Raw genomic sequence first — 16,297 nt, forward strand, 5'->3', positions numbered from 1 at the left:
TGCCGCCTATTCCGATTGAATATCCGCAACACGATGATTAATAAATACCAAAGCGCTGGCTTTGCTGTTGCTGGCACGCTTATCGAAGAAGCCAAGGCAAGAACAGGCACGGGCCATTACAGCACCGGTTAGCAAACCGGTGCTGTCAGACAATGACTACAAGCGTGGCGTTTTAAAGGGCAGGGTGCAGGGGCGCAACGGCCCGTGCAACGGTCAGCGGCGCAGGTCTTTGACCAGGGTGCTTTTGCCAAACAGGCTTTGCACCAGATCCACCACTAGCTCGGCGGTCTGGTTGCGCAGATCGAGCGCCGGGTTGAGCTCGACGATGTCGATGGAGCCGAGCAGGCCAGTGTCGGCAATCATCTCCATGCACAGCTGCGCTTCGCGGTAATTGGGGCCGCCGCGCACGGTGGTGCCGGTGCCCGGCGCAATCTCGGGGTCGAGAAAGTCCACATCAAAGCTCAGGTGCAGATGGGTCTGGCTTGGGTCGCAGCCGGCCAGTGGCGCCAGTGCGCGCAGCATGGTTTCGCGCATGCCCAGCTCATCGATGGCACGCATGTCGAACACATCGATGTTGTGGGTCTTGATTAAATGCTTTTCCTGCGCATCCACGCTGCGCAAGCCGATCTGGCACAGCGACTGCGGCCCCAGCGCGGGCGCAAAGCCGGCCAGGTGCGTGAGCTCGCGCGGGCCGAGGCCGGAGAGGCAGGCCACCGGAATGCCGTGGATATTGCCCGAGGGAGATGTGTCGGGCGTGTTGAAGTCGGCATGGGCATCGAGCCAGAGCACATAGAGGCGCTTGCCGGTGTCGCGGCAATGGCGCGCCACGGCGCTGATCGAGCCTACCGCCAGGCTGTGGTCACCGCCGAGCATCAAGGGCATGCGGCCTGCCGCCAGCTGACCATGCACGGCATCGTGCACGGCCTGGTTCCAAGCAACGGCTTCGCCAAAGTTGCGCAGATTGCCATGCTCGGCGTCACGCGGCTTGCGCTGGTTCGCGGGCCCGGCCAAGTTGCCCAGGTCGCGCACTTCGCATCCCAGCTCGCTGAGCGCCGGGCCCAACTGGGCCACGCGCAGGGCATCCGGCCCCATTGCGGCACCCAGGCGCCCGGCACCGATATCGGTGGGTACGCCTATCAGGCTGATGGGAGTGTGCAGGGAGGCGGCGGTCAGATCAGGCTGGGATGGCATGGCGGTCGGCTTCAGTGGGGGCTGGTTCGTGGTGGGTAGCGGGCGGCAACAGCAGCTCGAACAGGTTTTTGGGATTGCTCAATTGTGGCAGCAGGGCCAGCGGTTGCAACAGCTGGTGCTGCCGGGCCAGCGCATGCATATAGCGCAAGGCGGTGTAGTCTTCCAGCGCAAAGCCGACGGAGTCGAACACCGTTATCTCGTCATCACGCTGGCGGCCTGCCTGCTCGCCGCGCAGCACCTGCCAGAGCTCGGTCACGGCAAAGTCTTCGGGCATGTGCTGGATCTCGCCTTCGATGCGGCTTTGCGGCGCAAATTCAACGAATACCCTGGCATCCGGCAGGATCGCGGCATCGAGCTCGGTCTTGCCGGGGCAGTCGCCGCCGACCGCGTTCAGGTGCATGCCGGGCGCGACCATGTCGCGGCGCAGGATGGTGGCATTGGTCTTGTCGGCCGTGACGGTGGTGACGATGTCTGCGCCTTGCACAGCCTCGGCGGCACTGCGGCAGCGCTGTATTTGCAGGCCTGGTATCTGGGTGTGCAGGTTGTGGATGAGCTTGTCGGTGGCAGCGGGGTCGATGTCGTAGAGGCGCAGCGATTGGATGCCCAGCAGGCCTACAAAGGCCAGCGCCTGGAACTCGCTTTGCGAGCCATTGCCAATCAGCGCCATGGTACGGCTGCTGCGCCGGGCCAGCAGCTTGGCGGCCATCACCGAGGTGGCGGCGGTGCGCAGCGCGGTGGTCAAGGTCAGTTCGCTTAGCAGGATGGGTGCACCGGTGTCGGCCCGCATCAGGGCGCCAAAGGCCATGATGGACGGAATGCCCAGTTGCGGGTTCTTGGGGTGGCCGTTGACGTACTTGAACGCAAAGTGGCTGGCATCGGCCACGGGCATCAGCTCCATCACGCCATCGGGCGTGTGCTGGGCCAGGCGCGCGGTCTTGTCAAAGTCCTGCCAGCGGGAAAAGTCCTGCTCCAGCGCGCTGACCAGGCCGCGCAGCAGCTCGGTCAGGCCTACTCGCTGCACCAGCGTGGCGGCGGCATCGGTGCTGAGAAAGTCAACGTGGCCGGGGTGGTTTGTCATGGTGATGGCTCCTGGTTTTTCGTTATGGCTGCCCGCTGCGCGCGCCAATCAAAGGCGCAGCTGCAGCGGCTGCAACCAGTGTCCACCCACGCTGCCATAAAGCAAAGTGCAAAAAATGGTAGAAAATGACAGGATTCAGAGCAATTAATCAGGCTGCATTGTGCATATCGATAATATTGACCAAGCCTTGATCAGCCTGCTGCGCCAGAATGCGCGCGAGAGCGTGGCCACCCTGGCGGGCAAGTTGGGCGTGTCGCGCGGCACTGTCACCAACCGCATGGACCGTTTGGAGCGCGAAGGCCTGATCGTCGGCTACAGCGTGCGCCTGCGCCCCGATGTGCAGCCCGATGTGCTACGCGCCTGGATGAGCATCGAGATCACCGGCAATGACACGCGGCGCGTGATGGCGTCGCTGCTCGGGGAGCCCGGCGTGGCGGCGCTGCACAGCACCAATGGCCGCTGGGATCTGCTGGCCGAGCTGCAGGTGGCCAGCCTGGAGGCGCTGTCCCAGGTGCTGGAGCGGATTCGGCTGATCAAGGGCATCAGCAACAGCGAGACCAGCATCCACCTGGAGAGTTTTCGGGTGTCCTGAGCGCCGCGTTCAGGCCTTGCTATCCAGCAAAAACGCCAACGCCTGCTGCAGTTGCTGCTGGGCCTGCTCGGCAATGACTGCATCATGGGCCAGTACCAGGCGCTGCACCGGCCAGGCGCAGATGCGGGTAGCGGCCGCGCTGGCAGCGGCCCGGTCGCGGATCGCAAAGCGCAGCGCGCGCGGCATGGCCAGGCGGCTGCGTGTGCCGTTGAGGCTGTTGAACAGCCGCGCTGACAGCGACAAATCCTGCGGGTAGTACTGCAGCACATCGGTCAGGACCAGGCTGGCGCTGGGCTGGTGCAGCCAGACGCACTCATTCAATATTGGCAAGCCTTCAAAGGGCTGCATCTGCAGGCTGTGCTGCCAGGCTGCCGGCAGTGCCTGGTCCAGGCTGTGCAGCTGGGGCAGGTCAGGGCGCTTGGCGGCCAGGCCTGGTGCGCCCCACAGTGCTGCCTGCGGGTAATGTGCCTCCCATGCACCGGCAAACAAATGGTGCATGCGGTTGGGCGCCACGATCCAGCGCACATCGCCCAGGGCATCCAGCGCGGCACGCAGCGCAGCCGCAGGTGCAATGGGCGAGTGCAGCCACAGCGCGCCGCCGGGCAGGCGCACAACAGTCATGCGCGTGCGTACCGGCAGGCCGTGCACGCTGATCTGTTGGGTGGCGCTCCAGAGGTCGTTGGCGATAGGTTCAAGCATGCGGCGCCTGGTGGTGGTGGCGGGGAATGCCTTGGATTTTCATTGTGAATCCAGGCGCGCAGGTGCAGAAAATCTGCCAATGGTCAACAATGGCAGCCATCTTTTGAGGAATCGTACATGCACTATGACGTGGTGATTGTGGGCGGCGGTGCAGGTGGACTGGAACTGGCCGCACAACTGGGGCGCAAACTGGGCGCGCGCGAAGGGCGCGAGCGGGTCTTGCTGGTGGACAAAATGCCCTTCCATATCTGGAAGCCCACCTTGCACGAAGTGGCCGCTGGCACGCTGGATGCACACCAGGAAGGCCTGTCTTACACCGTGCTGGCGCGCCGCAACCATTTCAGTTTTGCAATGGGCGAATGCATGGGGCTGGATGCCGCCAAGCAAAGCATTGTGCTGGCGCCGGTGATCAACGATGCCGGCAAGCAGGTGGTGCCCGAGCGCGTCATCAGCTACCAGCACCTGGTGCTGGCCATGGGCAGCGGCTCCAATTCTTTTGGCACCCCAGGTATTGAGCATGCGTATTTGCTGGAGAGCGTGCGTGATGCGCAGCGCTTTCACGCCGACTGGCTCGGTGCCTGTGCCCATGCGTCTTATGCCGAGCCGCGTTCGCTGGCGGTGGCCATCGTCGGTGCCGGAGCCACGGGCGTGGAGCTGTCGGCCGAGCTGATCGAGGCGCACCAGATGCTGCTGGAGAGTCTGTCGGACAGCCAGCGCTTCCGGCTCGATATCAGCCTGATCGAAGGCGGTGAGCGCATTCTGGGTGGACTGCCGCCGCGCATCTCGGAGCAGGCCCGCGTCGCACTGGAGCGCAAGGGCGTGCGGGTGATGACCGGCACACGTGTGCAGTCGCTGGCGCAGGGCCAGGTGATCACGTCCAATGGCGAGGTGCCGGCCGATCTGATCGTCTGGGCCGCCGGCATCAAGGCAGCGGACAGCAATGCCCGTCTGGGGCTGGAGGTCAACCGCATCAACCAGTTTGTCGTGGACGACCACCTGCGCACCAGTGCCAGCCGCATCTATGCAATGGGCGATTGCGCCGCCGCTACCTGGACCGAAGGCAAGACGGTGCCCGCGCGCGCGCAGGCCGCGCACCAGCAGGGCAGCTATTTGTGCAAGCTGCTGTTTGCGGCGCTCAAGGAGCGCTCGTTCAACGAGGTGTTTGTCTACCAGGACTTTGGTTCGCTGGTCTCGCTGGGTGACAACAAGGGTGTGGGCAATCTGATGGGCGGTCTGTCGGGCAAGAACTTCTTTGTGCAGGGCCTCATAGCCAAGTGGATGTATATGTCCCTGCACCTGATGCACCACCGTGCCATTCTGGGCACCGGCAAGACAGCGGTGCTGGCACTGGCCCGTTTGCTGCAGCAACGCGTGTCGGGCCGGATGAAGCTGCATTGACGCGGCACTGCCTGGCAGGCCCAGGCAGCGTCAAGCCCTGGGTTCAGATGTCGTCCGGCCCCAGGACGATATCGAGCGAGCTGCCGCCAGCGAGCAGCTTTTGCACCAGCTCTGCAGAGGAGTCCGCGCCGTATTTGCGCATCAGCCGGGTGCGGTAGATCTCGACCGTGCGGTGGCTGATGCCCAGGCCCCGGCCAATCTCCTTGCTGGTCATGCCTTCGAGCAGATGGGCAGCGACCTCGCGCTCGCGGGCGGTGAGCTCGGCGCGCACCGGGCGCAGCGCGCTCAGGTCCTCAAAGCTCCAGACACCGCCCTCATGCGGGTCGTCGCGGTTGAACGCGCGGCCCATCACATGGCACCAGAACATCTCGCCATTGGCGCGCTTCATGATGCGGTTGTCCGAATACAGGCCCTGCGCGCCCATGATCGGGGCGATGCGGCGGCCCAGGCGCTCGAACTCGTCGGCACTGGGGTAGAGGATCTGGAAGGACTGGCCCATCATCAGCTCGCGCGAGGTGCGGAACATGTCGCAGACCTGCTCGTTGCAGTCGATCATGACCCGCCGGTGGGACACCACCAGGCCCACAGGCGCCATTTCGAAGGCTTGTCGGTAGTCGAGTGGTGTCACTGCCATGGCAAAAATTGTCCCCTTTACGAAATACTACGTATCCTAATACGTAGTATGCTTGATTGGCGAAACAAGCCCTTCTTATCAGGAGACAAGTGTGAATAAGATCTACCCCAGTGCTGCGGACGCGCTCAAAGGCGTGGTGGCAGACAAGCAGTTAATGGCCGTGGGCGGCTTTGGCCTTTGCGGGATTCCCGAGGCCTTGATCGAAGCGCTGCGCGACAGCGGTGTCAAGGATCTGACGGTGGCATCGAACAATGCCGGTGTGGACGGTTTTGGCCTGGGCAAGCTGCTGGAGACGCGCCAGATCAAGAAGATGATTGCGTCCTATGTGGGCGAGAACAAGGAGTTCGAGCGCCAGTACCTGGCCGGCGAGCTGGAGCTGGAGTTCACCCCCCAGGGCACCCTGGCCGAGAAGATGCGCGCTGGCGGTGCTGGCATCCCCGCCTTCTTCACCAAGACCGGTGTGGGCACGCAAGTGGCCGAGGGCAAGGAGCTGCGCGAGTTCGATGGCGAGACCTATGTGATGGAGCGCTCCATCGTGGCGGACGTGTCGCTGGTCAAGGCTTGGCGCGCGGACAAGAGCGGCAACCTGCAGTTCCGCCTGACGGCACGCAACTTCAACCCGGCAGCGGCCACCTGCGGCAAGGTCTGCATCGTCGAGGTCGAGGAAATTGTTGAAGTCGGTGCGCTCAAGCCCGACGAGATCCATCTGCCGGGCATTTATGTGCACCGCCTGGTGCTCAATGCCACCCCCGAGAAGCGTATCGAAAAGCGCACCATCACCGAGAAGCAGTAAGGAGCCAGTCATGCCTTGGACCCAAGACCAAATGGCCGCACGTGCGGCGCAAGAGCTGGAAGACGGCTTCTATGTGAACCTCGGTATCGGCATTCCTACCTTGGTGGCCAACCACACCGGTGACAAGGAAGTGTGGCTGCAATCGGAAAACGGCATGCTGGGCATCGGCCCCTTCCCGACCGAGGATGCCATTGACGCCGACCTGATCAATGCCGGCAAGCAGACGGTGACCACGATTGCCGGTTCGTCCATCTTCAGCTCGGACCAGTCCTTTGCGATGATCCGTGGCGGCAAGATCAACCTGTCCATCCTGGGTGCCATGCAGGTGTCCGAAAAGGGTGACCTGGCCAACTGGATGATTCCAGGCAAGATGGTCAAGGGCATGGGCGGCGCGATGGACCTGGTGGCCGGCGTCAAGCGCGTGATCGTGCTGATGGAACATGTGGCCAGGAAGAAGGACGGCACCACCGACCTGAAGATCTTGAAAGACTGCACCTTGCCGTTGACCGGCGTGGGCGTGGTGGACCGCATCATCACCGACCTGGGTGTGTTCGATGTGGTGCCTGAAGGCCTGAAGGTGGTCGAGCTGGCCCCTGAGGTGAGCTTTGACGAGGTGCAGTCCAAGACCGGCGTCAGCCTGATCCAATAAGCGCAGCTGCCCAGCCCTTGCCGGCTGGCGCTGTGCAAACGAGCCCGCCCATCGATCGATGGCGGGCTTTTTTCATGGGCAGGCAGCTGCTGTCGCTTTCCCCATTGCCGGGCCACAGCGCAGGCGACATACTGCGCAGATCCCTTCTCAGACCGTTAGCCCCATGAACGCTCCCTTCGCGCCTGCCGACCTTTCCCACCCCTTGTTTGTCCGCCCCGATGTGCTGCGCATGCGCGAGGACATGGCGCTGGCCTTGCGGGCCGCTGCGCACTTTGGCCTGGGGGAGGGCGTTTGCAACCATTTCAGCATGGCGCTGCCCGATGGCCAGCATTTTCTGCTGAACCCGCGCGGCCTGATGTGGAGCGAGATCCAGGCGGACGATGTGGTGATGGTGGATGCCCAAGGCACGGTGGTGGCTGGCGGCCATGTGGTCGAGCCGACGGCGATGTTCATCCATGCCGCAGTGCACCGCATTGCGCGCAAGACCTGCGTGCTGCACACCCATATGCCCTATGCCACCGCCTTGACCCTGACCACGCAGCGCGCACTGGACACCACCTTGAGCCAGAACGCCATGCGCTTCCACGGCCGCCTGTCCATCGACGCGCAGTACAACGGCTTTGCGCTGGACGACAGCGAAGGCGCGCGCATCGCTCAGGCCATGCAGGGCGCGGACATCAGCTTTTTGGGCAACCACGGCATCATCGTCTGCGGTGAACGCATGGACTATGCCTTTGACGACCTGTACTACCTGGAGCGTGCCTGCCAGTCGCAGGTGCTGGCGCAGTCGACCGGTGTGCCGCTGGCACCCTGCGATCCGGCGCTGGCCGCGCGCGTGGCTGAGCAGGCCAATGGCGAGCGTCTGCAGTCGACGCTGTTCTTTGAAGCGCTGCGCCGCCAGATTCGTTGATTTGACCGGGGCACGGTGGTGGTCCCGCCCAGCCGGCGCGCAGCTTCTTACAATGGCCTGCGCATTCAGCCCTTGCACCAGCAGTAGCGGCTGCTGCAAGCTGTGCCGCCGCAGACCCACGGCAAAGCTGAGCTGGCATTTACAGGCGGGCGACTGTCTGCCGATGGTGCGGCCAAACCCCGGTAGTTAGCAAACCCGGCCGCGATTGGTGGCAGCCTGCCGGCGTTGCCTGTGGTTTTTCCTGGAGAGATGGATGACTGAGAGACACTGGGTGCGCTGCACCCACGACCGGCATGCGCCGGCCATTTTGGCGATTCTGAACGACGCCATCGTCAACAGCACGGCGCTGTATGACTACCAGCCGCGCAATGCCGACAATATGCGGACCTGGTTTGATGCCAAGCTCAAGGGCGGCTACCCGGTCATCGGCATCGAGGACGCGGCCGGCGAGCTGCTGGGCTTTGCCAGCTATGGCGCCTTTCGCGCCTATCCGGCCTACAAGTACACCGTGGAGCACTCGGTCTATGTGCGTGCTGACCAGCGCGGCCAGGGACTGGGCCTGCAACTGATGGAGGCCATCATCGAAGAGGCGCGTTTGAACGATGTGCACGCGCTGGTCGGCGCCATCGATGCGGCCAATGCCGGCTCGATCGCCTTGCATGAACGCCTGGGTTTCAAGTCCGTCGGCTTGATGCCCCAGGTAGGCTTTAAATTTGGGCGTTGGCTGGACCTGGCCTTGTACCAATTGCTGCTGCAGACGCCGGCCCATCCGGTGGACGGTTGAGTCTGGCTGCCATGTCGTGCATGCATGGGATAATCCGCGCTTTCGCGCAGCGCGGGCCCAGATGGCCTGCGATGGCTGTATCGAGGCTCGATCACTCTGCGCAGTTGCCGTGCCGGCGTTTATCGCTGGCACCGGCGCTTGCCCCTGATCTTGAGACTGGCCTATGTTGCCAGCGTGTGCCTTATGTCCCATCGACAGCCTGTTCGCATCAGCGACATCCCCAAGTTTGACACCATCGTCGACGCCCGTTCGCCCGCCGAGTTTGCGCTAGACCATATCCCCGGGGCCATCAACTGCCCGGTGCTGAGCAACGAGGAACGGGCCCAGATCGGCACCATCTACAAGCAGGTCAGCCCGTTTGAGGCCAAGCGCCTGGGCGCGGCCTATGTCAGCGCCAATCTGGCGCGCCACCTGCACGACACCTTCCACGACCGGCCTGCCAACTGGAAACCGCTGGTCTACTGCTGGCGCGGCGGCCTGCGCAGTGGCTCGATGGTGACCTGGCTGCGCCTGGTGGGCTGGGATGCGCAGCAGCTGGCCGGTGGCTACAAGGGCTTTCGCGGCCATGTGATCGAGCGGCTGGAATCGCTGGTGCCGCGCCTGCGCCTGCAGGTACTTTGCGGCGCCACCGGCAGTGCCAAAACGCGGGTCCTGCATGCGCTGGCAGCGCAGGGCGCACAGGTGATTGACCTGGAGGGCTATGCCAGCCACAAGGGCTCGCTGCTGGGCCAGCTGCCTGGCGTGGAGCAGCCCAGCCAGAAGCACTTCGAGACCTTGCTCGCGACGCAGATCGGCCAGTTCGATCTGGAGCGCCCGGTGTTTATCGAAGGTGAAAGCGCCAAGATCGGGCGCATCTCGGTGCCAATGGCGCTGGTCGAGCATATGCGGCAGGCGCCGGTCATCGAGATCAAGGCCTCCGCACAAGCCCGCCTGGCCTATTTGCTGCGCGACTATGCTTACCTGGGCGCCGACGCGGGTTTGCTGGCCACCAGGCTGGGCTATCTGAAGGAGCTGCAAGGCAAGGAGGTCGTTGGCCGCTGGCAAGGCTGGGCTGTGCAGGGCGAGCTCGCACCACTGTTTGCCGAGCTGATGGCCTTGCATTACGACCCGCATTACGAGCGCAGCCAGGCGCGCAATTTTGCCCATTGGACGGCACGCCAGAGCCTGGAGACCGATGATCTTTCGGACCTGCGCATTGGCGAGTTGGCGGCGCAGATCAGGCGGCAGGCTATTGAAGCCTGATGGCCCTTTGAAAAGGTTTTTAGAGCGTCGGCAGACCGAATCGCTGCCCCAGTGGCGAGAACAGCAGGCACAGCCCCACCAGGTTGAGCACCACCGTCAGCCAGAACACCTGCAAAAATTCCTGCTTGCTGGATTTGTGGCGCAGCCAGCGCTGGGCCAGCAAGGCGCCGGGCCAGCCACCCAGCAAACCCAGCAGCCACAAGTGCTTCTCCGGCGTGCGCCAGTGTCCTTGCTGCGCGGCAGCCTTGTCCCAGGCATACCAGGCAAAAGTGACCAGCGAGGCCAGCAGATACCAGCCTGCAGCGCGCCAGGTGGAGCCAAAACTCAGGCCCAGCACCAGCAACAGAGCCGCCAACGCGGGGATGAACAACAGGGCCGCGCCGCCGGCTGCGCCCGATCGGGCTGCGCTGGTGGCTTGGCGCTGCGGGCGCGGGGTTGCGGCCCGTGGGCGTGCAGGATGCGTCGATGGCGTTACCGCTGCGCCCAGCACGCGGGCGCGGCTGGCCCGGGGTCTGTCGCCAGCAGGCTTGCCCAGCACATAGCTCAGGCGCTGGCGGGCTTGGGGCCGGGCGGCGGTGTTCTGGAAGGCGGAGATGTGCACAAAAACGGGCGGTCCGCCGCCATCGGGGGCGATGAAGCCAAAGCCGCGCTCATCGTTCCAGGATTGCAGGGTGCCCTCAAACAGCATAGGCCTCCAACTGCGCCGCAGCCGCTTCCCATTGGTTCTCGCTGAAAACCGCTACACCGGCCTGGCGCAGCAGGCTGCAGGCCAGTCCTTCGCCCGGCACGGTGTGGCCGGCAAACTGCCCGTCATAGACCTGGCTGGAGCCGCAGGTCGGGCTGAACTCCTTGAGCACCGCCACCCGGATGCCATGGCGCTGCACCAATTGCAGTGCCAGTTGCGCGCCATGTACAAAGGCGGCAGTCAGGTCGTTGCCCGCGCTGTCGCGCACCTGGGCGGCATGGCGCAGCACCGCGATGCTGGTGCCACCGACAATTTCGGCGGGTAAACGGGGGGTGGGCAGGCCTGCAGCCATCTCGGGGCAGAGGCTCACCACCTGTTGCCGTGCCAGCCAGCGATCCAGCACCGCGTGCTGCGCCCCTTTGTGGCTGCCGTCATAGCGCACGGGCTGGCCGAGCAGGCAGCCGCTGACCAGCACCTTGGGGAGCGCGGGCTTCAGCATGCCAGCACCTCCACCTGCCGGGCCAGTTCGCTGGACTCGCAGCGCAGGCTGCTGCCGCTGAGCTGCAGTTGCAGCTCATGGGCGAATTGCAGATGCAGGTTGAGCGCCTCTGCCTGGTAATCGCTGGGCGCAGGCAAGATGCTGAGCCGTTGCTGGCCCAGCTGCAGCCAGCCGCTGGCCAGCAAGCCAAAGGCTTGCGCCTGGTCTGCGGCTGCGGGCGGGCAGGGCGTCAGCAGCAGGCGCAGGCCATTGCTGTAGCGGCGCAGGATGTTGTTTTCCTGGTGCTCAATAACCAGCGCGGCTGAAAATTCGATGCTGCAGCCTTCCGCGGTGGGGTGGATACGGCTGATTTCGGAGTCGGCAAATTCAAACTGGCGAGGCATTCCGCGATTGTCGCAGACCGAGGCGAGCGCCTGCCGCAGTTCTGAAGGGCTCATGCCGCGCCGGATTGCGCCACGCACTCAGCCAGCCAGGGCATCGCTGATGTGGTCCAGATTTGCCGCTTGGGCGGCAGCTGTGCGCGTTCCTCCACGCAGCCCAGGCGGATCACCACAAACTCCGGGTTCTGGGCGGCGCAGCCGTAGAGCGGCGTGCCGCAGACGGGGCAAAAGACCTGGTTGCGGCGCTGGCCGCTTTGCGCGGTCTTGGTATAGGTCTGTACCGGGCCCTGCAGCGAAAAATCGGCCATCGCGGCTTTGACGATCGCGCGCATCGGTGCGCCTGACAGCACCTGGCAGTCGCTGCAATGGCATACGCTGACCTGGCTGGGGTCGATCAAGGCGGTAAAGCGAACCGCTTGGCAGTGGCAAGTGCCGTGGATGAGCATGGGCAAGCGCTGGGAGTGGGGGCCTCCTTTGTACTGCACCTCGTTTGCTTGCGCAAAGTGCCGTCTGCCGAGCAAGTGGTCAGCATTCAAAAGCATTCGGTGGCACGACTCTTGCACAACTGTCAACAAGCGTTCATACGCTCGGTTTTAGGATGCATGTAGGAATATCTTTACAGTCTTTGGTGTAGTAACTATGGTTGCATATAGAAACAAACAAGGCTTGTGTGTGAAATCTTCATGAATTGCAAAAAATCAATGAAAACAAATATTTATAAATTGAAATTGTTCGGTTTTATGCATAATTGCGAAAAATCCACAGGGAAAACCCGGGTAGTCTCGGGTATAACTGGTTTGGATTTTGTTACACATTTATGAATTGTCTTCAAAATAAACCGTGCTAAAGTCGCCCGCTATGTCACCGAAATGGATTTGCACCCTCATCGTCGCCGCGTCTGTCAGCGCACATGCCGCCCCCGAGAGCGAGCAAAAGCCATCTGACCTCGATTTGCTGCTGGGCATTGGCCAAAGCAGTCTTTCCAAGCTCGATTCGGTGCATCACCAGGTCAAGGACCAGGCCAATGTGCTGATCAGCAATGCGCTGAGCCTGATTGGTGTGCCCTACCGCCGTGGCGGCAACAGCGCAGAGACGGGTTTTGACTGCAGTGGTCTGGTACGCGCTGTGTATGCGGAGAGCTGGGGCAAGATCCTGCCGCGCCGCGCAGAAGAGCAGGCCGCCGCGACCGACAAGATTGAAAAAGCGGAGCTCAAGCCCGGTGATCTGGTGTTCTTCAATACCATGCGCCGGGCTTTCAGCCATGTGGGGATCTACATGGGGGACGGCAAGTTCATCCATTCGCCCCGCACTGGCAAGACCGTTCGGGTCGAGAGCATGGACATCGCCTACTGGGAAAAGCGCTTTGACGGCGCCCGCCGCGTGGAGCTGAGCGAGGAGGCACGCACCAAGCTGATGCAGCAGGTCAACCTCGATGGTGCCGAAGCGCAGGACCTGATTGGTCGGGTGATGTCCAAGGCCAACATGCGTGTGAACTGAGCGCCTTGCCCTTTGCAGCGGGTGCTGCACAAGCGAAACAAGCTTCCTTCGGGGAGCTTTTTTGTTGCCTGCGCGGTGCTGCTTGGCTGCTCAGCTGGTCGGCGCCAGGGGGTAGGGGTCTCAGTCCTGCTCCCCCTCTATATAGAAGGTACAGGCGTAAAAAAGGCTGCCTCTGGGGCAGCCTGGGTCGGCAACATGCTGGAGAGGCCTCAGCAAGGCTTTACTTGATCATCTGCAGGATGTCGCGGAAGTCTTCGTGCTCGCAACTGCGCAGCCATTCGAAGATGACCATCTCGGTGGTGACCAGCTCGGCGCCAGCGCCCGCCAGACGGTCAAAGGCGGCGTCGCGGTTGCGCTCGGTGCGGCTGCTGCAGGCGTCGGTGACCACGCAGACATCGAACTCGTCCTCCAGCAACTCCAGCGCGGTCTGCAGCAGGCAGACATGGGCTTCGCAGCCGGCAATGATGATGCTGTTGCGCTCTGGGGCCGCTTGTTGCGGTTTTTGCAGGTGCTTGGGCAGGCTGCGGGCATTGCCGCCCTGCGGCTTGGCAGGAGGGCGCAGCCACTCGTTCAGGCCTTCTGGTACGGCGCTGAAGAACATCTTGGCCAAGGTCTTGTTGCACAGACCGCGCAGCTCCGCAGCGTTGGGACCAAGCTTGCTGGGGTTTTGCTCGGTGCCAAACACGGGTACCTGCAATTGCTGGGCCACCTTTGCCAGCAGGGTGGCGTTTTTCAACACCTGCGCACCATCAAAAATGGCGGGCATCAGTTTTTCCTGGTAGTCGACCAGCACCAGCTGGGATTCTTCAAAATCTATAAGCATGCGGCATTTTACCTGTGGCAGCGGCCGGTCGCTGTTGCGGCTGGGCGCGATAGGCGACGGAGACTGCGAAATTAATCCGGTAGCGGCCCATTGGCTGGCCACAGGCATGTGCCAGGTTCAGCGCGGATCCTGGTCCAGTGCAGGCGCATAGACGACCGGCAGCACAATGCCCGCTTCGTGCGCTACCCGCACGCAGTCGCGCAAATGCTGCTCACCCAGGTAGCGCAAGGTGGCGTAACCCAGTGCGGCCGATACCGCCTGGCCGGCAATCGGCACATATTTGCTGGCCTGCTGCACAGTCAGGCGCATGCCCAGTGCCTTAGCGCCGCGCATGATCACATCCTTGGTGATCAGCTTGCCCACCAGCACGCCACCGAGCATGTTGACGGTGTTCTGCACCTTGGCGCGCTTGGCGGGAGTCAGGCGCGCGATCTGCTCATCGCTCAAGCCAAAGTAGTTGCTGATTTGCGGAATCAGCCGCGACAGCAAGGCGGCGTCCACCGCCATGTCGAGCCCCGGCACCGGCGTGGCGCTGGCCAGCGCGGCCATCAGGGCTTTGCGGTGCAGCAGCTTTTGGGACTGCTCTACCGCCTCCAGCAGCGCAGGATTACCCGTCTGGGCAGCCAGTTGCAGTGCGGAAAGGGGGCGGGGCTTGCGTCCAAGTTTCATGGCTGGTGTCTTGAGGTAAACAGCGTTAAAAAAACCTGCGTCAGCGGGTCACCCCGGCTGGCGCAGGCTGTTGTGCGCTTAGCGCTTGCGGATCAGGCCGTAGAGCACCAGCAAGATGATGGCGCCGATGATGGAGGCAATCCAGCCTGCTGCCTCGCCCTGCTGGTACCAGCCCATCGCTACGCCCGCGTAGCCCGCCAGCAGCGAGCCGGCAATGCCCAGCAGGATGGTCATAATCCAGCCCATCTTGTCGTCTCCGGGCTTGATGGCCCGGGCAATGAGGCCCACGATCAGGCCTACAAAAATGGTTCCAATGATGGACATTCGTCTTTCTCCGTTGAGCGGTTAACGCCAGTGCCTCGGGTTGAGGCGGCCCTGGCCAATACGCCCTGAAGCGTACCAAGGCACTTTAAGGCTGTTTGTAGGAGAAGGCTTCTAATGCAGCGGCTTTACGCCATAAACAACGGTGAACTGGCACTGTCATGCGCATGAAAAAAGCAGCCAGTGCCGTTGCCGGCGCGGGCTGCTTTTGGCCGAACCTGGCCGGGCCAGGCCGGAGGGTGTCAGCCGATCAGGCGACGACCTTGGCGATCGATGCGCAGACGTGCTCGATGTTCTTGCTGTTCAGCGCAGCCACGCACATGCGGCCGGTGTCCGTGCCGTACACGCCGAACTCGGAGCGCAGGCGCACCATCTGGTCCTTGCTCAGGCCCGAGTACGAGAACATGCCGATCTGGGTAGTGATGAAGCTCATGTCCTGCTTCACGCCGGCAGCCTTGAGGCCGTCCACCAGCTTCTGGCGCATGTCCTTGATGCGCACGCGCATTTCGCCCAGTTCCTTTTCCCACAGTGCGCGCAGCTCGGGGTTGTTCAGCACCGCGGCCACCACGGCACCACCGTGGGTTGGTGGGTTGGAGTAGTTGGTGCGGATGACGACCTTGAGCTGGCTCAGCACGCGGCTGGCTTCTTCCTTGTCGGTGGCGACCACGGACAGCGCGCCCACGCGCTCACCGTAGAGCGAGAAGCTCTTGGAGAACGAGGTCGACACAAAAATGTTCAGGCCAGCGGCGATGAACTTGCCGATCACGGCGCCGTCTTCGGCAATGCCGTGGCCAAAACCTTGGTAGGCCATGTCCAGGAAAGCGACCAGGTTCTTGGCCTTGACCACGTCGATGACCTTGTCCCACTGGGCGGCGGTGATGTCGTAGCCGGTGGGGTTGTGGCAGCAGGCGTGCAGCACCACGACGGTGCCAGGGGCGGCTGCGTTGAGGTCGGCGATCATGCCGTCGAAATCGATGGCGCGCTTGGCTGCGTCGTAGTAGCGGTAGCTCGCGACTTCAAAACCGGCGTTCTGGAAGATCGCGCGGTGGTTTTCCCAGCTCGGGTCGGAGATCAGCACCTTGGCTTGGGGGTTCAGGCGCTTCAGGAAGTCGGCACCAATCTTCAGGCCGCCGGTGCCGCCCACGGCTTGCACGGTAGCCACGCGGCCGGAGGCCACGACTTCGGAATCTGCGCCGAATACCAAGCCCTTGACAGCGCTGTCATAGGCTGCGATACCGTCGATAGGCAGGTAGCCACGGGGCGTGGGCTTGTCCATCATGGCTTTCTCGGCGGCTTGCACGCACTGCAGCAGCGGCAGCTTGCCGTTGTCGTCGAAATACACGCCCACGCCCAGGTTCACTTTTTGCGGGTTGGTGTCGGCTGCGTATTGCTCATTGAGACCCAGGATCGGGTCGCGTGGGGCCATTTCGACGGAAGAGAAAAGAGACATGTG

The 16,297-nt window shown here is 63.0% G+C and carries 20 protein-coding genes; 8 read left to right on the plus strand and 12 right to left on the minus strand.

All coding sequences use genetic code 11. The features are described from left to right. Positions 1-213: 213 nt before the first annotated feature. The gene (gene rocF / locus LPW39_RS15165) at positions 214-1,191 is read right to left on the minus strand and encodes an arginase (protein WP_230776776.1); all 978 of its coding nucleotides are present in this window, start codon (positions 1,189-1,191) and stop codon (positions 214-216) included. Then, positions 1,175-2,269 carry an ornithine cyclodeaminase gene (locus LPW39_RS15170; RefSeq protein WP_230776778.1) on the minus strand — a complete coding sequence of 365 codons (1,095 nt, stop codon included), beginning with the start codon at positions 2,267-2,269 and terminating at the stop codon, positions 1,175-1,177. The genes rocF and LPW39_RS15170 overlap by 17 nt, the downstream gene beginning before the upstream one ends. 166 nt (positions 2,270-2,435) lie before the next feature. Here LPW39_RS15170 and LPW39_RS15175 point away from each other — a divergent pair, with 166 nt between their 5' ends. Next, positions 2,436-2,861, plus strand: a complete 426-nt coding sequence (locus tag LPW39_RS15175; RefSeq protein WP_116924455.1) for an Lrp/AsnC family transcriptional regulator — start codon at positions 2,436-2,438, stop codon at positions 2,859-2,861. A 9-nt stretch (positions 2,862-2,870) separates the two neighbouring features. Here LPW39_RS15175 and LPW39_RS15180 read toward each other — a convergent pair whose 3' ends face one another. Then, complete coding sequence (locus tag LPW39_RS15180; RefSeq protein WP_230776780.1) at positions 2,871-3,560, minus strand: DUF4336 domain-containing protein; 690 nt, start codon at positions 3,558-3,560, stop codon at positions 2,871-2,873. Between the two features lie 117 nt (positions 3,561-3,677). Here LPW39_RS15180 and LPW39_RS15185 point away from each other — a divergent pair, with 117 nt between their 5' ends. After that, a complete protein-coding gene (locus LPW39_RS15185; protein ID WP_230776782.1) occupies positions 3,678-4,958 on the plus strand; it encodes an NAD(P)/FAD-dependent oxidoreductase in 1,281 nt (426 codons plus the stop codon). Positions 4,959-5,001: 43 nt separating this feature from the next. Here LPW39_RS15185 and LPW39_RS15190 read toward each other — a convergent pair whose 3' ends face one another. Beyond that, positions 5,002-5,592: a PAS and helix-turn-helix domain-containing protein gene (locus LPW39_RS15190; protein WP_230776784.1), complete on the minus strand. Its 591-nt coding sequence runs from the start codon at positions 5,590-5,592 to the stop codon at positions 5,002-5,004. 91 nt (positions 5,593-5,683) lie between these two features. On the opposite strand from LPW39_RS15190, the gene LPW39_RS15195 reads away from it, so the two are divergent. The 5 genes from LPW39_RS15195 (at position 5,684) to mnmH (ending at position 9,970) form a co-directional block, all read left to right on the plus strand. Beyond that, positions 5,684-6,385 (plus strand): CoA transferase subunit A, encoded by a 702-nt coding sequence (locus LPW39_RS15195; protein WP_133855995.1) that lies wholly within the window; start codon positions 5,684-5,686, stop codon positions 6,383-6,385. Positions 6,386-6,395: 10 nt separating this feature from the next. Next, on the plus strand, positions 6,396-7,034 hold the full coding sequence (locus LPW39_RS15200; RefSeq protein WP_230776786.1) for a 3-oxoacid CoA-transferase subunit B: 639 nt from the start codon (positions 6,396-6,398) through the stop codon (positions 7,032-7,034). Positions 7,035-7,197: 163 nt separating this feature from the next. Beyond that, a complete protein-coding gene (locus tag LPW39_RS15205; protein WP_269075844.1) occupies positions 7,198-7,944 on the plus strand; it encodes an aldolase in 747 nt (248 codons plus the stop codon). 253 nt (positions 7,945-8,197) lie between these two features. Then, positions 8,198-8,728: a GNAT family N-acetyltransferase gene (locus tag LPW39_RS15210; protein WP_230776788.1), complete on the plus strand. Its 531-nt coding sequence runs from the start codon at positions 8,198-8,200 to the stop codon at positions 8,726-8,728. A gap of 183 nt (positions 8,729-8,911) precedes the next feature. Then, the gene (gene mnmH / locus LPW39_RS15215; RefSeq protein ID WP_230776790.1) at positions 8,912-9,970 is read left to right on the plus strand and encodes a tRNA 2-selenouridine(34) synthase MnmH; all 1,059 of its coding nucleotides are present in this window, start codon (positions 8,912-8,914) and stop codon (positions 9,968-9,970) included. Positions 9,971-9,989: 19 nt separating this feature from the next. Here mnmH and LPW39_RS15220 read toward each other — a convergent pair whose 3' ends face one another. The 4 genes from LPW39_RS15220 to LPW39_RS15235 are packed head-to-tail and all read right to left on the minus strand — an operon-like array spanning position 9,990 to position 12,019. Beyond that, entirely contained in the window at positions 9,990-10,658 is a 669-nt protein-coding gene (locus LPW39_RS15220; protein ID WP_230776792.1) for a DUF1294 domain-containing protein, read from the minus strand. After that, the gene (locus tag LPW39_RS15225; protein ID WP_230776794.1) at positions 10,648-11,154 is read right to left on the minus strand and encodes a DUF523 domain-containing protein; all 507 of its coding nucleotides are present in this window, start codon (positions 11,152-11,154) and stop codon (positions 10,648-10,650) included. Before LPW39_RS15225 ends, LPW39_RS15220 begins: the two co-directional genes overlap by 11 nt. Further along, on the minus strand, positions 11,148-11,591 hold the full coding sequence (locus tag LPW39_RS15230) for a hypothetical protein (RefSeq protein WP_230776797.1): 444 nt from the start codon (positions 11,589-11,591) through the stop codon (positions 11,148-11,150). Before LPW39_RS15230 ends, LPW39_RS15225 begins: the two co-directional genes overlap by 7 nt. Continuing rightward, positions 11,588-12,019 (minus strand): GFA family protein, encoded by a 432-nt coding sequence (locus LPW39_RS15235; RefSeq protein ID WP_230776799.1) that lies wholly within the window; start codon positions 12,017-12,019, stop codon positions 11,588-11,590. The genes LPW39_RS15230 and LPW39_RS15235 overlap by 4 nt, the downstream gene beginning before the upstream one ends. A 373-nt stretch (positions 12,020-12,392) precedes the next feature. Here LPW39_RS15235 and LPW39_RS15240 point away from each other — a divergent pair, with 373 nt between their 5' ends. Next, positions 12,393-13,031, plus strand: a complete 639-nt coding sequence (locus tag LPW39_RS15240) for a C40 family peptidase (RefSeq protein WP_230776801.1) — start codon at positions 12,393-12,395, stop codon at positions 13,029-13,031. A 220-nt stretch (positions 13,032-13,251) separates the two neighbouring features. Here LPW39_RS15240 and LPW39_RS15245 read toward each other — a convergent pair whose 3' ends face one another. From LPW39_RS15245 to LPW39_RS15260, 4 genes are all read right to left on the minus strand, one after another. After that, entirely contained in the window at positions 13,252-13,854 is a 603-nt protein-coding gene (locus LPW39_RS15245) for an isochorismatase family protein (RefSeq protein WP_230776803.1), read from the minus strand. A 117-nt stretch (positions 13,855-13,971) separates the two neighbouring features. Then, a complete protein-coding gene (locus LPW39_RS15250) occupies positions 13,972-14,523 on the minus strand; it encodes a YcjF family protein (RefSeq protein WP_230776805.1) in 552 nt (183 codons plus the stop codon). Between the two features lie 78 nt (positions 14,524-14,601). Then, positions 14,602-14,847: a GlsB/YeaQ/YmgE family stress response membrane protein gene (locus LPW39_RS15255; RefSeq protein ID WP_230776807.1), complete on the minus strand. Its 246-nt coding sequence runs from the start codon at positions 14,845-14,847 to the stop codon at positions 14,602-14,604. A gap of 247 nt (positions 14,848-15,094) precedes the next feature. Beyond that, on the minus strand, positions 15,095-16,294 hold the full coding sequence (locus LPW39_RS15260) for an amino acid aminotransferase (protein WP_230776809.1): 1,200 nt from the start codon (positions 16,292-16,294) through the stop codon (positions 15,095-15,097). Positions 16,295-16,297 lie beyond the last annotated feature (3 nt).

Source organism: Comamonas koreensis, assembly GCF_021026195.1.
GTDB lineage: Bacteria > Pseudomonadota > Gammaproteobacteria > Burkholderiales > Burkholderiaceae_C > Comamonas > Comamonas koreensis.

Bases quoted from the DNA above. Each gene is read 5' to 3' on its own strand.
- rocF (WP_230776776.1), bottom strand. From the start codon at position 1,191: ATGCCATCCCAGCCTGATCTGACCGCCGCCTCCCTGCACACTCCCATC.
- LPW39_RS15170 (WP_230776778.1), bottom strand. From the start codon at position 2,269: ATGACAAACCACCCCGGCCACGTTGACTTTCTCAGCACCGATGCCGCC.
- LPW39_RS15180 (WP_230776780.1), bottom strand. From the start codon at position 3,560: ATGCTTGAACCTATCGCCAACGACCTCTGGAGCGCCACCCAACAGATC.
- LPW39_RS15185 (WP_230776782.1), top strand. From the start codon at position 3,678: ATGCACTATGACGTGGTGATTGTGGGCGGCGGTGCAGGTGGACTGGAA.
- LPW39_RS15190 (WP_230776784.1), bottom strand. From the start codon at position 5,592: ATGGCAGTGACACCACTCGACTACCGACAAGCCTTCGAAATGGCGCCT.
- LPW39_RS15200 (WP_230776786.1), top strand. From the start codon at position 6,396: ATGCCTTGGACCCAAGACCAAATGGCCGCACGTGCGGCGCAAGAGCTG.
- LPW39_RS15205 (WP_269075844.1), top strand. From the start codon at position 7,198: ATGAACGCTCCCTTCGCGCCTGCCGACCTTTCCCACCCCTTGTTTGTC.
- LPW39_RS15210 (WP_230776788.1), top strand. From the start codon at position 8,198: ATGACTGAGAGACACTGGGTGCGCTGCACCCACGACCGGCATGCGCCG.
- mnmH (WP_230776790.1), top strand. From the start codon at position 8,912: ATGTCCCATCGACAGCCTGTTCGCATCAGCGACATCCCCAAGTTTGAC.
- LPW39_RS15220 (WP_230776792.1), bottom strand. From the start codon at position 10,658: ATGCTGTTTGAGGGCACCCTGCAATCCTGGAACGATGAGCGCGGCTTT.
- LPW39_RS15225 (WP_230776794.1), bottom strand. From the start codon at position 11,154: ATGCTGAAGCCCGCGCTCCCCAAGGTGCTGGTCAGCGGCTGCCTGCTC.
- LPW39_RS15230 (WP_230776797.1), bottom strand. From the start codon at position 11,591: ATGAGCCCTTCAGAACTGCGGCAGGCGCTCGCCTCGGTCTGCGACAAT.
- LPW39_RS15240 (WP_230776801.1), top strand. From the start codon at position 12,393: ATGTCACCGAAATGGATTTGCACCCTCATCGTCGCCGCGTCTGTCAGC.
- LPW39_RS15245 (WP_230776803.1), bottom strand. From the start codon at position 13,854: ATGCTTATAGATTTTGAAGAATCCCAGCTGGTGCTGGTCGACTACCAG.
- LPW39_RS15250 (WP_230776805.1), bottom strand. From the start codon at position 14,523: ATGAAACTTGGACGCAAGCCCCGCCCCCTTTCCGCACTGCAACTGGCT.
- LPW39_RS15255 (WP_230776807.1), bottom strand. From the start codon at position 14,847: ATGTCCATCATTGGAACCATTTTTGTAGGCCTGATCGTGGGCCTCATT.
- LPW39_RS15260 (WP_230776809.1), bottom strand. From the start codon at position 16,294: ATGTCTCTTTTCTCTTCCGTCGAAATGGCCCCACGCGACCCGATCCTG.